Genomic DNA, 12,843 nt, shown 5'->3' with positions numbered 1-12,843 from the left:
CCTCAGTTGAATTTGGGCGGCTGCGAGAGGTCCGGCGCCGGCGCGGGTTTGGCCGGCGCGTCACCGAAGCTCGGCGGCTGGGACAGGTCGGGTGTGCCGGGTGCTGCCGGGGCGGCGCCATTGGCCGGAGCCGCGCCCTTGTCCGCCGGCGGCGTGCCGAGCGGCGACAGCGAAGGCATGTCCGGCAGCTTGATGTCGATCGTGCTGGGTTCGACCGCAGCACCTTTGTAGCGCATCACCATTTGCGGGAAGGCGATGGTGAGGGCGATCATGATCACCTGGATCAGGACGAACGGCACTGCGCCCCAATAGATCTGCCCGGTGGTGACCGGCGCAACCTGCTTGCCGGTTAACCGGTCCAGATAAGGCACGCGGGCCGCGACCGAACGCAGGTAGAACAGCGCGAAGCCGAAGGGCGGATGCATGAAGCTCGTCTGCATGTTGACGCCGAGCAGCACGCCGAACCAGATCAGGTCGATGCCGAGCTTGTCCGCGGCGGGCGCTAGCAGCGGCACGATGATGAAGGCGAGCTCGAAGAAATCGAGGAAGAAGGCAAGCACGAAGACCAGGATGTTGACGCCGATCAGGAAGCCGGTCTCTCCGCCCGGCAGCGAGGTCAACAGATGCTCGACCCAGATGTGACCGTTGACGCCGTAGAAGGTGAGCGAAAAGACGCGTGCGCCGATCAGGATGAACAGCACGAAGGCGGAAAGCCGGGTCGTCGAGGCCAGCGCTTGCTTGATGACGTCGAGCGAGAGCCTGCCCTTGGCCGCTGCCATGATCAAGGCTCCGACCGAGCCCATGGCGCCGCCCTCGGTCGGCGTGGCGATACCGAGGAAGATGGTGCCGAGCACCAGGAAGATCAGCGCCAGCGGCGGGATCAGCACAATGATCACCTGCTGTGCCAGTTTCGACATCATGTGGATGTGGAGGCGCTGGTCGAGGATCGCCACGATGTAGATGACGATCACGCCAATGGCGGCGCCGAGAATATCGGCATTGTCGCCATGCGCCGGCGCGAGATAGCGATAGGCCGCATAGGAAATCGCGACTGCGACCAGGAGCGCCACGATCAGCGAGATCACGCCGTGGCCGAGCGTACGTGCTTCGAGCGGCAGCGCAGGCATCGCGTTCGGCCGGACGATCGACATGATCAGGATGTAGAGCATGTAGATGCCGGTGAGCACGAGGCCGGGGATCAAGGCACCGGCATACATGTCGCCGACCGAGCGACCAAGCTGGTCGGCAAGCACGATCAGCACCAGCGAGGGCGGGATGATCTGGGCGAGCGTGCCGGAGGCGGCGATGACGCCTGACGCCAGCCGCCGGTCATAGCCGTAGCGCAGCATGATCGGCAGCGAGATCAGTCCCATGGCGATGACGGAAGCCGCCACCACGCCGGTCGTTGCGGCAAGCAGCGCGCCGACGAAGATCACCGCATAGGCGAGCCCGCCGCGGATCGGCCCGAACAGCTGGCCGATCGTGTCGAGCAGGTCCTCGGCCATGCCGGAGCGTTCGAGCACGATGCCCATGAAGGTGAAGAAGGGTATCGCCAAGAGCGTGTCGTTGGACATCACCCTGGTGCCGTAGAAATTGTCCGGCAGCGCATGCAGCAGCGGCCAGGCAAGGTTGATCGACCCGCCTGAATAGGGGGAGACCAGCACGCCGATGAAGAAGAACAGCAGGCCGTTGGCGGCCAGCGAGAAGGCGACGGGGTAGCCGATCAGCAGGAAAATGATCAGCGAGGCGAACATGATCGGCGCCATGTTCTGCGCGATGAACTCGATCATGGGCGGGCCTCGCCCGCGATCGCCTTGGCTTCCTCGGCCAGCGCCTCCGCCTCGAGCTTGGCCTGGTCATGCGCCGAAACGAAGGGATTGGGGTCGTCCATGTCGCCGCGCATGATGGCGATCTTCTTGATGATCTCGGAAACCCCTTGCAGCGCCAGCAGGAAGAAACCGACGAGCAGGATGGCCTTCGCCGGCCACACGATGAGCCCGCCGGCATTGGTCGACATCTCGCCGCTGCGGAAGGACAGCGACACATAGGGCACGAAATAGATCGCCATCAGCACCACGAAGGGCATCAGGAAAAACAGGTGGCCGAGCAGGTCGATCCAGTGCTGCACGCGGCGTGACCACATGCCGTAGACGATGTCGATGCGGATATGGTCGTTCTGTTTCAGCGTGTAGGCGGCGGCCAGCATGAAGGCGGCGCCGAACAGGTACCACTGCAGCTCGAGCCACGCGTTGGAGGAGATGTCGAACACCTTGCGGATGACGGCGTTGCCGGCGCTCACCAGGATCGCGAGCAGGATCAGCCAGGAGACCCAGCGGCCGATGAACTCGTTGATGCGGTCGATCGTCCTGGATAGAGCGAGCAGCCCTGCCATGCATATCCTCCCTGATACCGACAGCGCGCCCGATTCCCCCTCCGGTGTCGCGCCGCTTGGCCCAACGGTATGCAGTGCGTGGTCCGGTTGGTCAACATGACAAAGTCGCGGCAAACGGATCGGCACGCCGGACAGCGGCGGAATACCGCCACGTGACGATACGTCATGCAACGAAAGTCTTGGGCAACGAAAGGCTTGGGCAAGGAAAGTCTGGGGCGACGAAACTGGGTGGTTCAGGCGATCTTGGCCTGGTCGCGCCCGGCGCCGATCAGCACCAGCATGGCGACGAGGAAGAGATAGATCCAGGCGTCGCGCCATTCGAGCGGGAAATAGCCGGCCCAGAGCGATTCCGCCATGCCGAAGGCCGCGGCGCCAAGCGCCGCCTTGAGCGGCGACAGATAGCCGCCGACCGCCGTCACGAACAGGATCTTGAGGCCGTAGATCAGCCCGGTGCCGAAGGAGACATTGCCGTAATAGAGACCGGCAAGCACGCCGGCCAAGGCGGCGCAGAAGCCGCCGAACAGCACGGCGCGGCGGAACACGGCGCGCACATCGACACCGCACATCGCCGCCGCTTTCGGATCGTCGGATACGGCGCGCCATGAACGGCCAAAGCTGGAGTGGGAAAACAGCCAGGCCGCCAGCGCTACCAATGCTACGACACCTGCGCAGTCGAGCAACTGGATGACGGTGAGCGTGACCTTGAAGCCGTCGCCTTGGGCGAAAATGACGGGGGCGGCGAGCATCGGCGGCAGCCACAGGTCATGCGTGTCGGCGGCGATGCGGCTCCCCTCCGACAGGAAGATCAAGATGCCGAGCGTCGTCACCACGATTGCGTTGGGCGAGCGGTCGGCGAGCCTCTCGAAAACGCTGCGCGACAGGATATGGCTGATCAGCGCCGCATAGAGAATGGCCGCGATCACGCCGAGCGCCACCGCGGCGGCAAGCGTCAGCCACAGCGCCTGGTAGCCGAAGGCGGCGGTCAGGATCATCGTCTGGCCGCAGAAGGCGAACAGCGCGCCGTAAGCCAGGTTGGTGCGATGCAGGATACCGTTGGTCAGCACATAGCCGAAGGCGAGCAGCGCATAGAGCGCGCCCGAATGCAGCCCGTTCAGCACCTGCTGGTAGAAATAGAGCATGCGGCATCCCACAGGTCGTATGACGCGACCCTGCCGGACCGTCGCATTCAGAATCTAACTTGTCAAATGCGTTTTATCGGTTAGATTTCTGTCATGACGGTATCCTGGACCCCGCACCGCTTCACCGGCGGCATCCTTGCGCTCGATACGGCGAACACCGTCGTGCTGCGCAACGATCCGCAAAAGTCCTTCGACCGTTTCGACGACCCGGCCGAGATCGCCCGCTTCGCCGAGGCGGCAAGCGGCTTTCGCGCCACCGAGCTCGGCGGCAGGCGGCTGCGGGCGCCCGAACCGGGCGAGATAAAGCCAACCGTCATCTCGATCCGCGAAGCGACCGATCGCCTGTTTCGTCATGCGGTGTCGAACGGCGCGCTCGCGACCAGCCACCTGCCGGATTTCCTCACGGCCTGCGCCGGCGGCCTGGCCGGCAGCGAGACCGAGATCGGGACGCCGGGCCAGCCTTTCGGCGATCCGCAAACGCCGATCGCCTTCGAGGCGGCTTTGGCCGTCTCCGCGCTGTCGCTTTTGCGCGACGAAACGGTGGCGAGGCTGAGGATCTGTCCCAATTGCAGCTGGCTGTTCGTCGACCGCAGCCGCAACGCCAGCCGCCTATGGTGCGACATGGCCGTTTGCGGCAACCGCCAGAAGGCAAACCGCCATTACCGCCGCCGCACAGCGGCGAGAGAGGTCAGCAATGTTTAGGAAATTGTCGCGTTCGGTTTTGGTCGGCGCCGCCGTGATCGCCGCAGTCGCGCTCGGCGCCTGCCGCGACACCGGCAAGGACCAGCTGTTTGCCATCTCCGGCAAGCTGTTCGAGTTCAATTACCGGCTGGCCATCGCCACCTATGTCATCACGCTGAAGCCGCTGCGCCCGATGGTCGACGGCCAGGTCGCGGTGGTGAGCTTCCAGAACCCGGCCGGCGGCGACCCGCTCATCGTCAACCAGAAGATCTGGCCGAAGCTGCCCCACATCACGCTGACCAGCCCGCCGCTCACCTGCGTGGTCAAGGACAAGCCCTACAGCGTCTCGATCCGCATCGAGGATGCGAGCGGCACATTGCTGCAGAGCATCGACACCACCATGACCTCATCGGAGGACCAGACGATGCTGCCGGACCGGCCGCTGGTGATCGGACCGAAATACGAGCTCAACCCGGACCTTGCCGGCCATCCCGACGGCAAGCTGCCCGAGGACCAGAAGCCGGATTGCTCGAAAGCGACCTGAAACGCAGGCGTCAGAGTAATTCCAGGAAAAGTGTGAAACGGTCGGGCTCGGCGACTTCGCCGTAGCCTCCCGTCCGGAATTGCGTCTAAACAAAACGAGTCTGTCGCGAAATTTTTGTTCTTCACAAGGCGGTTAGCATGATCTTGTATGCGCCGCGGGCCACTCGCCAGACCGTTTGTTGCGTGTTATTTGGCCTCAGCGATTTTGTTTGACCTCTCCCGCAAGGGAAGAAAGACTGCGGCGTCCCGCCCCGACGTTGGCTGCCTGATTTGGGGCAGCCTCCGCAGAGGAAATACCTGATGACGCTGCACGACGTCGCGCTCGACGACAAGTTCGACCTTGGCAAGGAGCGCGTCTTCCTGTCCGGCGCGCAGGCGGTGGTGCGCATGCTTCTGATGCAGCGCGAGCGCGACCGCCGCGCCGGCCTCAACACGGCGGGCTTCGTCTCCGGCTATCGCGGCTCGCCGCTCGGTGGCCTCGACATGCAGCTATGGCGGGCGAAAAAGCAACTCGCAGGGGCCGACATCGTCTTCCAGCCCGGCCTCAACGAGGAACTGGCCGCCACCGCCTGCTGGGGTTCGCAGCAGACCGAATTGCTGGGCGAGGGCACGCATGACGGCGTCTTTTCGGTCTGGTACGGCAAGGGACCCGGCGTCGACCGTTCCGGCGACGTCTTCCGCCACGCCAATCTTGCCGGCTCGTCGAAGCATGGCGGCGTGCTCGCCCTGATGGGCGACGACCATATGGCCGAGTCCTCCACCAACGCGCATGCCACCGAGTTCCTCTTCGTCGACACGATGGTGCCGATCCTCAACCCGGCCGGCGTCCAGGAGATCATCGACTACGGCCTCTACGGCTTTGCCATGTCGCGCTTCGCCGGCACCTGGGCGGCGATCAAATGCGTCAAAGACAACATCGAATCGACGGCGTCTGTCGACGCCTCGATCGAGCGTCTGGACATCGTCATTCCCGAGTTCGAAATGCCGCCGGGCGGCCTGAACATCCGCCACGAGATCGACATGCTCGGCCAGGAAGAGCGGCTGCATGAATACAAGCGCGCCGCCGCTTCCGCCTTCATCCAGGCCAATGGTCTCAACCGCGCCATCTATTCCGGCGGCCGCAATCCCAAGCTCGGCGTCATCACCATCGGCAAGAGCTATCTCGACGTCCGCCAGGCGCTCGAGGATATCGGCATCGATGAAGCGGCCGCCAACCGTATCGGCATCCGCCTGTTCAAGGTCGGTTGCCCATGGCCGCTCGACTTCCAGCACATCGCCGAGTTCGCGCGCGGCCTCGACACCATCGTCGTCGTCGAGGAAAAGCGATCGCTGATCGAGGTGCAACTGCGCGAGAACCTCTACGGCACCGCCACGCAGCCGGTAATCATCGGCAAGAAGGACGAGCGCGGCGACTGGCTGTTCCCCGCCAAGGGCGCGCTCGATCCGAACGAGATCGCCATCGCGCTCGGCGAGCGGATCCTGCGCACCATCGGCCCGTCGGAAGAAATCGCCGCGCGGGTGGCGAAGCTGCGCCAGTTCCAGGCGATGCTCGCCGACACCGCCGATATCGGCTCGCGCACGCCTTTCTTCTGTTCGGGCTGCCCGCACAATTCCTCGACCAAGGTGCCGGACGGCTCGTTGGCCGCCGCCGGCATCGGCTGCCATTTCATGGCGCTGTGGATGGACAGGAACACCGTCGGCTTCACCGCCATGGGCGGCGAGGGCGCGCAATGGGTCGGCCAGGCGCCATTCTCGAAGCGCGACCACATCTTCCAGAATCTCGGCGACGGTACCTACAACCATTCCGGCGTGCTGGCGATCCGCTTCGCGCTGTCCTCCGGCGCCAACATCACCTACAAGATCCTCTACAACGACGCGGTGGCGATGACCGGCGGCCAGCCGCATGAAGGCGGCCTGACCGTCGACATGATCGCCAGGCAGGTGCGCGCGGAGGGCGTCGACCGCATCGCCGTCGTCACCGACGAGCCGGACAAATATGCCGGCAAGGCCGATTTCCCGGCCGGCATCAGCATCCATCACCGTGACGACCTCGACCTTGTCCAGCGCGAGTTGCGCGACGTGAAGGGCGTTTCGGTGCTGATCTATGATCAGACCTGCGCCGCCGAAAAGCGCCGGCGCCGCAAGCGCGGCACCTTCCCCGATCCCGACAAGCGCGTCTTCATCAACGAGCTAGTCTGCGAAGGCTGCGGCGATTGCGGCGTGCAGTCGAACTGCGTCTCCATCCAACCGGTCGAGACCGAATTCGGCCGCAAGCGCCGGATCGACCAGTCGAGCTGCAACAAGGATTTTTCCTGCATCAACGGTTTCTGCCCGTCCTTCGTCACCGTGCATGGCGGCAAGATCAGGAAGGCAGAAGGCATTGCCGGCAGGGCCGATCCTCTCGACGGCGTTCCCGCGCCGGCCGAGTTCCGCACGGGCAACCAGGGCTGGGCGGCGATCATCGACGGGGTCGGCGGCACCGGCGTCGTCACCGTCGGCGCGGTGCTCGGAATGGCCGCGCATCTGGAGGGCAAGGGCTGCGGTATGATCGACATGGCCGGCCTCGCCCAGAAGGGCGGCTCGGTCTTCACCCATGTCCGCGTCGCCCCGACGCCCGAGGACATCCACGCCATTCGCGTTTCGGCCGGCAAGGCCGACCTTGTGCTCGGCTGCGACCTCGTCGTCTCCGGTGCCAAGAAGGTGCTGGGCGCGGTGCGCGAGGGCCACACGATCTTCCTCGCCAACACCGCCGAGATCATGCCCGGCGAATTCACCCGTTCCGCCGATTTCTCGCTGCCGGTCGAGCGGCTGAAGAAGGCGATCCGCGCGGCCGCCGGCGACGACAAGGCCCATTTCTTCGACGCCACCCGCACCGCGACCGCGCTGTTCGGCAATTCGCTCGGCGCCAACATGTTCATGCTCGGCTTCGCTTTTCAGCATGGCGGCCTGCCGCTTGCGGCCGAAGCGGTTGAAAAGGCGATAGAATTGAACGGCGAAGCGGTGGCGATGAACGTCGCTGCTTTCCGCTGGGGCCGCCGCGCCGCGCATCAGCCCGATTTCGTGCGTGGCCTGGTCGCCCAGACCGGCAAGCCGGCGTCAAAACCGGCCGAGACGCTGGACGACGTCATTGCCCGCCGCGTCGCTTTCCTCACCGCCTATCAGAATGCCGCCTATGCCAGGCGCTACGCCGACCGCGTGACGGCGTTGCGCGCCGCCGAAGCCAAGGCCGTGCCCGGCTCGACCGCGGTGACCGAAGCGGTCGCCAGGAACCTCTTCAAGCTGATGGCGATCAAGGACGAGTATGAGGTGGCGCGGCTCTACACCGACGGCACTTTCGCCGCCGATCTCGCCAAGCAGTTCCAGAGCTACGAGAAGCTCGAGTTCCATCTCGCGCCGCCGATCCTCGGCCGGCACGGCAATGACGGCAAGCCGCGGAAATCGAACTTCGGCCCATGGATGATGAAGGGTTTCCGGCTGCTGGCGGCGATGAAGGGCCTGCGCGGAACCGCCTTCGACCTTTTCGGCTACACCGCCGAGCGGCGCACCGAGCGGCAGTCGTTGAGGCAGTATGAGGCAGATCTCGACCTGATCGCCGGCGCGCTGGCGCCGGGCAGGGTGGAAGCCGCGACGGCTCTTGCCTCCGTGCCGGCGCTCATCCGAGGCTACGGCCATGTCCGGCAGGCGAGCGCCGAAAAGGCGGCGGGCGAGCGGGCGCGGCTGATCGAGCGTTTGAACCAAGCCCCCGCGGAGTCTGCGCTTCGGGCAGCGGAATGACCGCGAACGCCGGTTGACGCCACGCCAAAACTCCCGAATTTCCCGGTTCTGCCTCTCGTAGCGCAACCCCTGCGCAACCGTGGCCGAGCGCCGTTCTAAGCCTTTCTTAAGGCGGGTGTGGCATGACAAGGCGTAGTGTTGGGCCAACGGCATGGGTAGAACAAAGACCGAGAACATCCCGGCGGATGTTTATATCCAGTTTGTGCGGTCGTTGTTCGACAACGCGCACATGCTGGTGATCGGTGGCGTTTGCTACTGGATCCTCGGATTCATGATCTATTGGCGGACGCACAATCCGCTGTTCCTGGCCTTTTCTTTCGGTCTGCTCTCCATCAGCCTTTTCCGTTATTTCGGCATTCGCGCCTTCCTGAAGGCGGGTGGCACCATAGCCGATGTCGAAGAGGCCCAGTGGTGGGAGCGCAACTACATCCTAAAGGGCAGCCTGCAGGGCCTGGGCCTGGGTTCGCTCTGCTTCATATCGATCTATGTCTATCCCGACCCCTTCGCCGAGCTGGCCGCCACGTCGCTGACGATCGCGACCCTGGTCACGGTTGTCGGCCGCAACTACGGCTCTCCGCAGATGGTGCGGATATTCTCCGTGACCTTCATCGGTCCCGCGGCGCTCGGACTTCTGCTGCGCATGGATTTCCCGTCGGTGCTGCTGGGCCTGATGATCATCCCGCTGACCTTCATCACCATCAACAGCGCCGATCATGTCCGCAACGTGCTGTTCTCCGCCGTCATCGGCCACAAGCAGGCCAGGAACCTGACGCGCCGGTTCGATCGCGCGCTCAACACCATGTCGCATGGCCTGGTCATGCTGGGGCCCGACGGGCGCGTCGCGGTGGCCAATGCCGAAGCCGCCCGCCTGATGTCGCTGAAATCGGGCGATGCCTTGCTTGGACGCTCGATCCACGGTCTTTTGATGCGCGGCGTCGCCGGGGGGATGCTGGCGCCGAAAGACTGCCGCTACATCGAGGCGCAGCTGACGCGCGCCTTGCGCGAAGGCCGCGACCGCAAGGTGCTGGTCTCCTTGGCCAACGGCCAGCACTACGAATTCTCCGCCCGCGAAGGCAGCCAGGAACTGGGCGTCATCACCTTCGAGGACGTGACGGCCCGCGTCGAGGCGGAGGAAAAAATCCGCTTCATGGCGCGCTACGACAATCTGACCGGCCTGCCGAACCGCGCCTATTTCCACGAACTGGTCGGCGAGGCCATGGCCTCCGGCGACCAGGACCGGCTCTGCGGTCTCGCGGTGCTCGATCTCGACGACTTCAAGAGCGTCAACGACACGCTCGGCCATCCGGTTGGCGACGGGTTGATCTATGCCGTCGCCGAGCGCCTCGCGGCGGTCGCCGGGCCGGGCATCACCGTCAGCCGCTTCGGCGGCGACGAGTTCATGATCTTCTTCGACCGTGTCGAGGACGAGAGCCATCTCAGCACCCTGCTTGACCGCATCTTCGCGGACCTGCAGGGCGAAGTGGACGTCGCCGGCCACGGGCTGCGCATCCAGGCCAGCGGCGGCGCGGTGCTTTCCAAGGTCAAGGACACCGACGCGGACGCCATGATCGTCAAGGCGGACCTAGCCCTCTACAAGGCCAAGGAGCTCGGCAAGAACAGCTGGCGGCTGTTCGAGGCGGCCATGGATGCCGCCTTCCGCAATCGCCAGCTGATGAAGGCCGACCTGCGCAATGCCGTGCAGGCCGGGGATTTGCGCGTCGTCTACCAGCCGATCGTGGCCGTCAGCACCATGCGCATCGCCAGCTGCGAGGCGCTCTGCCGCTGGGATCATCCCGATCTCGGCCCGATCTCGCCCAGCGTCTTCATCCCTTTAGCCGAGGAGATGGGCATCGTTTCCGACATCAGCACGTTCGTGCTGGAGGCCGCCTGCGCCGAGTGCGCCAAATGGCCGGCCCAGACCAGCGTGTCGGTCAACCTCTCAGCCAAGGATTTCCGCAGTCGCGACATCGTCCAGAAGGTTGCGGACGCCCTGGTCAAATCGGGCCTCGCGGCGCACCGGCTCGAAATCGAGGTCACCGAGACCGCCTTGCTCGACGACAAGTCGCTGACGCGCGAGTCGATCGAGGAACTGAAGGCGCTCGGCGTGCATATCGCGCTTGACGATTTCGGCACCGGCTACTCCAGCCTGAGCTATCTCCACAAGCTGCCGCTCGACAAGATCAAGATCGACCGTTCCTTCCTGGCTGATATCAACCAGAACCGGCAGTCGCTCGATCTTCTGAAAGGCATCGTCAGCCTGTCGCGGACGTTGAGGCTTTCCGTCACCATCGAAGGGGTCGAGACCTTCGAGCAGTTGAAGACGCTGGTCCATCTGGTCAAGCCGGACTTCGTGCAGGGCTTTCTCTTCGGCGCCGCACTCAGCGCGTCGGGCATCGAGACGATGTCGAGCGTCACATGGCCATTTGCCGCGGACCTGCACATCGCCGGCAAAAGGACAGCCAGCTAAGAAGCAATTCCAGGAAAAGTGTGAAGTGGTTAGGCTCGGCGCTTTGCCGTAGCCTCCCGTCCCTAATTGCGTCGATCAAAAGAAGAGTTTCCAAGAAAAGCGCAAAGGGCTCTCCGGCGTTGCGGTTACGCGTTCTCAAGAACGCTGACCGCTCCAGCGTAGTCTAAACTCGCCTCGCCTCGGCGTTTTCAAGCTCTGAGTTCGAAGTGATCTTGGCAACCTGACTCTAGGCCGTGTGAACCGCCAGAGCCGAACCTTGCTCTTTTCTTGTGCAAAGATCGACCAAAAGAGCGCGGTCATTAAGGTTAACAGATGGTAAATCAGCAATCTCGAATTTTCAGCTTGTGTCTCATTTCAACTCGAATAGCCTGTTCACAGGCGGAATTCGAGGACGGACAATAATGGAAGCTGCGGCTAAGGGTGCGTCGGCTGGCGTCAGCTCAAAGGCTGATTCCCTGCTCAACCGAACGATGATGCAACTCCTGGAGCATGTCGAATATCGCCTCATTACCGGGGGCGAAGATCTGGAAGCGATCTACCGGCTTCGCTATCAGTCCTACCTCAAATCAGGCATGTGCGGTCCGATCGCCAGTGGGATGTTCGAGGATCGTTGGGATAATCTGCCCAATTCCTACCGCTTCGGCGTCTATTGTTATGGCGAATTGGTCAGCACATTGCGCTTTCACTATATTTCCAGTGAACAGCCATACTCACCTTCAATTGACGCCTATCCGGAAGTGTTGCTTCCGCGGCTCGCCCGGGGGGAAACCTTCATCGACGGCACCCGCTTCGCAACCGATCCCGATGCCGCGCCGGCGCCCGGCGTTCTGCCTTTCCTGACGCTCCGGATCGCCATGGTGGCCTCCAATTATTTTGGCCAGGACTCGGTGTTGACCCCGGTCAAGGTCGAGCATTCTCATTTCTATGCCCGGTTCTTCAATGCCGTGCAGAGGAGCGAAGCCAAGCAGTTCCCGGGCGTTCTTGCTCCGATCGCGCTGTTCGAAATCCCTGCCGGCGAGAATATGCGCCGCACGCTCGAGCGGTTCCCGTTCTACAATTCGACGCCGATGGAGCAGCGGCTGATGTTCGGTAATCCGGCTATCAACCGGCTGACGCCCCTCACCATTCTGCCGACGGCGAAATACTATCGCACCGCTGCCTGAACGCAGGCCATGAACCTTTCGCCGGCTGAGCCGTTATCCGGTCCGCAGCCCGTCTGACGGGCGATCGCCTGTCAAAGGAAAGGTTTCTGCATGACCATCCATTCGCTCGCACTGACGCCGCTGATCTCGCTGATCGCCGGCGTGCTGATCCTGGTGATGCCGCGGCTCCTCAATTACATCGTGGCGCTCTACCTGATCGTCGTCGGCCTGCTCGGCCTTTTTCCCCATCTCGCCAGCTGAAATCCCACGTCGGCCGCGCGGACGAAAGCACGCCATCCAGTTTCAACTTTCATTTGAGGCTGTTGTCGCCGGCTGTGCGGCAATAGCGCCATTGCTCTTGGTTCGGCTTTTCGATATGTGCCTCAAAGGCATTTTCGAAGGGGTACTTCCATGGCTGATCACTCGCCGACCGGTCCTGTCGAGCTTGGCGCGCAGATGGACTATGCCGAGCATGACCGTACCTACAAGGGCTTCCTCGGTCTTGCCAAATACGGCTCGCTGTTCTGCGCCGCCATCCTTATCGCAATGGCCTTCGGCTTCTTCGTCGGCGGCTTCTTCTCGGCGACCATCCTGTTCATCCTGATCATGGCCGTCGGCACTCTCATTCTGCGGTAGACTTCCCAGCCCATTGCCCTCGACGTCGCCGGACGTCCGGCCGACGCCTTGCGCAATCAAGGTTCCAGC

The 12,843-nt window shown here is 63.5% G+C and carries 10 protein-coding genes; 7 read left to right on the top strand and 3 right to left on the bottom strand.

Translation table 11 applies throughout. From position 1 onward, the window contains the following. Positions 1 to 2: 2 nt before the first annotated feature. From AC0YKC_RS04265 to AC0YKC_RS04255, 3 genes are all read right to left on the bottom strand, one after another. Entirely contained in the window at positions 3 to 1,790 is a 1,788-nt protein-coding gene (locus tag AC0YKC_RS04265; protein WP_488510246.1) for a TRAP transporter large permease, read from the bottom strand. Next, positions 1,787 to 2,392, bottom strand: coding sequence for a TRAP transporter small permease subunit (locus AC0YKC_RS04260; RefSeq protein ID WP_488510245.1), 606 nt, complete (start codon positions 2,390 to 2,392; stop codon positions 1,787 to 1,789). Before AC0YKC_RS04260 ends, AC0YKC_RS04265 begins: the two co-directional genes overlap by 4 nt. Before the next feature lie 233 nt (positions 2,393 to 2,625). Further along, positions 2,626 to 3,531 (bottom strand): branched-chain amino acid ABC transporter permease, encoded by a 906-nt coding sequence (locus AC0YKC_RS04255; protein ID WP_488510244.1) that lies wholly within the window; start codon positions 3,529 to 3,531, stop codon positions 2,626 to 2,628. Positions 3,532 to 3,624: 93 nt separating this feature from the next. Between AC0YKC_RS04255 and AC0YKC_RS04250 the strand changes: the two genes are divergently transcribed. From AC0YKC_RS04250 to AC0YKC_RS04220, 7 genes are all read left to right on the top strand, one after another. Then, positions 3,625 to 4,233 carry a CGNR zinc finger domain-containing protein gene (locus tag AC0YKC_RS04250; RefSeq protein ID WP_320294203.1) on the top strand — a complete coding sequence of 203 codons (609 nt, stop codon included), beginning with the start codon at positions 3,625 to 3,627 and terminating at the stop codon, positions 4,231 to 4,233. After that, complete coding sequence (locus tag AC0YKC_RS04245; protein ID WP_320294204.1) at positions 4,226 to 4,756, top strand: hypothetical protein; 531 nt, start codon at positions 4,226 to 4,228, stop codon at positions 4,754 to 4,756. Before AC0YKC_RS04250 ends, AC0YKC_RS04245 begins: the two co-directional genes overlap by 8 nt. A gap of 299 nt (positions 4,757 to 5,055) precedes the next feature. Further along, a complete protein-coding gene (locus tag AC0YKC_RS04240; RefSeq protein WP_488510243.1) occupies positions 5,056 to 8,529 on the top strand; it encodes an indolepyruvate ferredoxin oxidoreductase family protein in 3,474 nt (1,157 codons plus the stop codon). Between the two features lie 151 nt (positions 8,530 to 8,680). Further along, positions 8,681 to 10,996 carry a putative bifunctional diguanylate cyclase/phosphodiesterase gene (locus tag AC0YKC_RS04235; RefSeq protein ID WP_488510242.1) on the top strand — a complete coding sequence of 772 codons (2,316 nt, stop codon included), beginning with the start codon at positions 8,681 to 8,683 and terminating at the stop codon, positions 10,994 to 10,996. A 344-nt stretch (positions 10,997 to 11,340) separates the two neighbouring features. Continuing rightward, positions 11,341 to 12,159: an N-acyl amino acid synthase FeeM domain-containing protein gene (locus tag AC0YKC_RS04230; RefSeq protein WP_320294207.1), complete on the top strand. Its 819-nt coding sequence runs from the start codon at positions 11,341 to 11,343 to the stop codon at positions 12,157 to 12,159. Positions 12,160 to 12,249: 90 nt separating this feature from the next. Further along, positions 12,250 to 12,399: a DUF3096 domain-containing protein gene (locus AC0YKC_RS04225; RefSeq protein ID WP_127866594.1), complete on the top strand. Its 150-nt coding sequence runs from the start codon at positions 12,250 to 12,252 to the stop codon at positions 12,397 to 12,399. Between the two features lie 150 nt (positions 12,400 to 12,549). Then, positions 12,550 to 12,774 carry an aa3-type cytochrome c oxidase subunit IV gene (locus AC0YKC_RS04220; protein ID WP_320294208.1) on the top strand — a complete coding sequence of 75 codons (225 nt, stop codon included), beginning with the start codon at positions 12,550 to 12,552 and terminating at the stop codon, positions 12,772 to 12,774. Positions 12,775 to 12,843 lie beyond the last annotated feature (69 nt).

Source organism: Mesorhizobium sp. CNPSo 4661, from assembly GCF_057784215.1.
Note: the sequence above shows the minus strand (reverse complement) of the source record. Positions and strands in the feature narration are given on the sequence as shown.

Coding starts and splice junctions, on each gene's coding strand:
- AC0YKC_RS04265 (WP_488510246.1), bottom strand. CDS start 1,790: ATGATCGAGTTCATCGCGCAGAACATGGCGCCGATCATGTTCGCCTCG.
- AC0YKC_RS04260 (WP_488510245.1), bottom strand. CDS start 2,392: ATGGCAGGGCTGCTCGCTCTATCCAGGACGATCGACCGCATCAACGAG.
- AC0YKC_RS04255 (WP_488510244.1), bottom strand. CDS start 3,531: ATGCTCTATTTCTACCAGCAGGTGCTGAACGGGCTGCATTCGGGCGCG.
- AC0YKC_RS04250 (WP_320294203.1), top strand. CDS start 3,625: ATGACGGTATCCTGGACCCCGCACCGCTTCACCGGCGGCATCCTTGCG.
- AC0YKC_RS04245 (WP_320294204.1), top strand. CDS start 4,226: ATGTTTAGGAAATTGTCGCGTTCGGTTTTGGTCGGCGCCGCCGTGATC.
- AC0YKC_RS04240 (WP_488510243.1), top strand. CDS start 5,056: ATGACGCTGCACGACGTCGCGCTCGACGACAAGTTCGACCTTGGCAAG.
- AC0YKC_RS04235 (WP_488510242.1), top strand. CDS start 8,681: ATGGGTAGAACAAAGACCGAGAACATCCCGGCGGATGTTTATATCCAG.
- AC0YKC_RS04225 (WP_127866594.1), top strand. CDS start 12,250: ATGACCATCCATTCGCTCGCACTGACGCCGCTGATCTCGCTGATCGCC.
- AC0YKC_RS04220 (WP_320294208.1), top strand. CDS start 12,550: ATGGCTGATCACTCGCCGACCGGTCCTGTCGAGCTTGGCGCGCAGATG.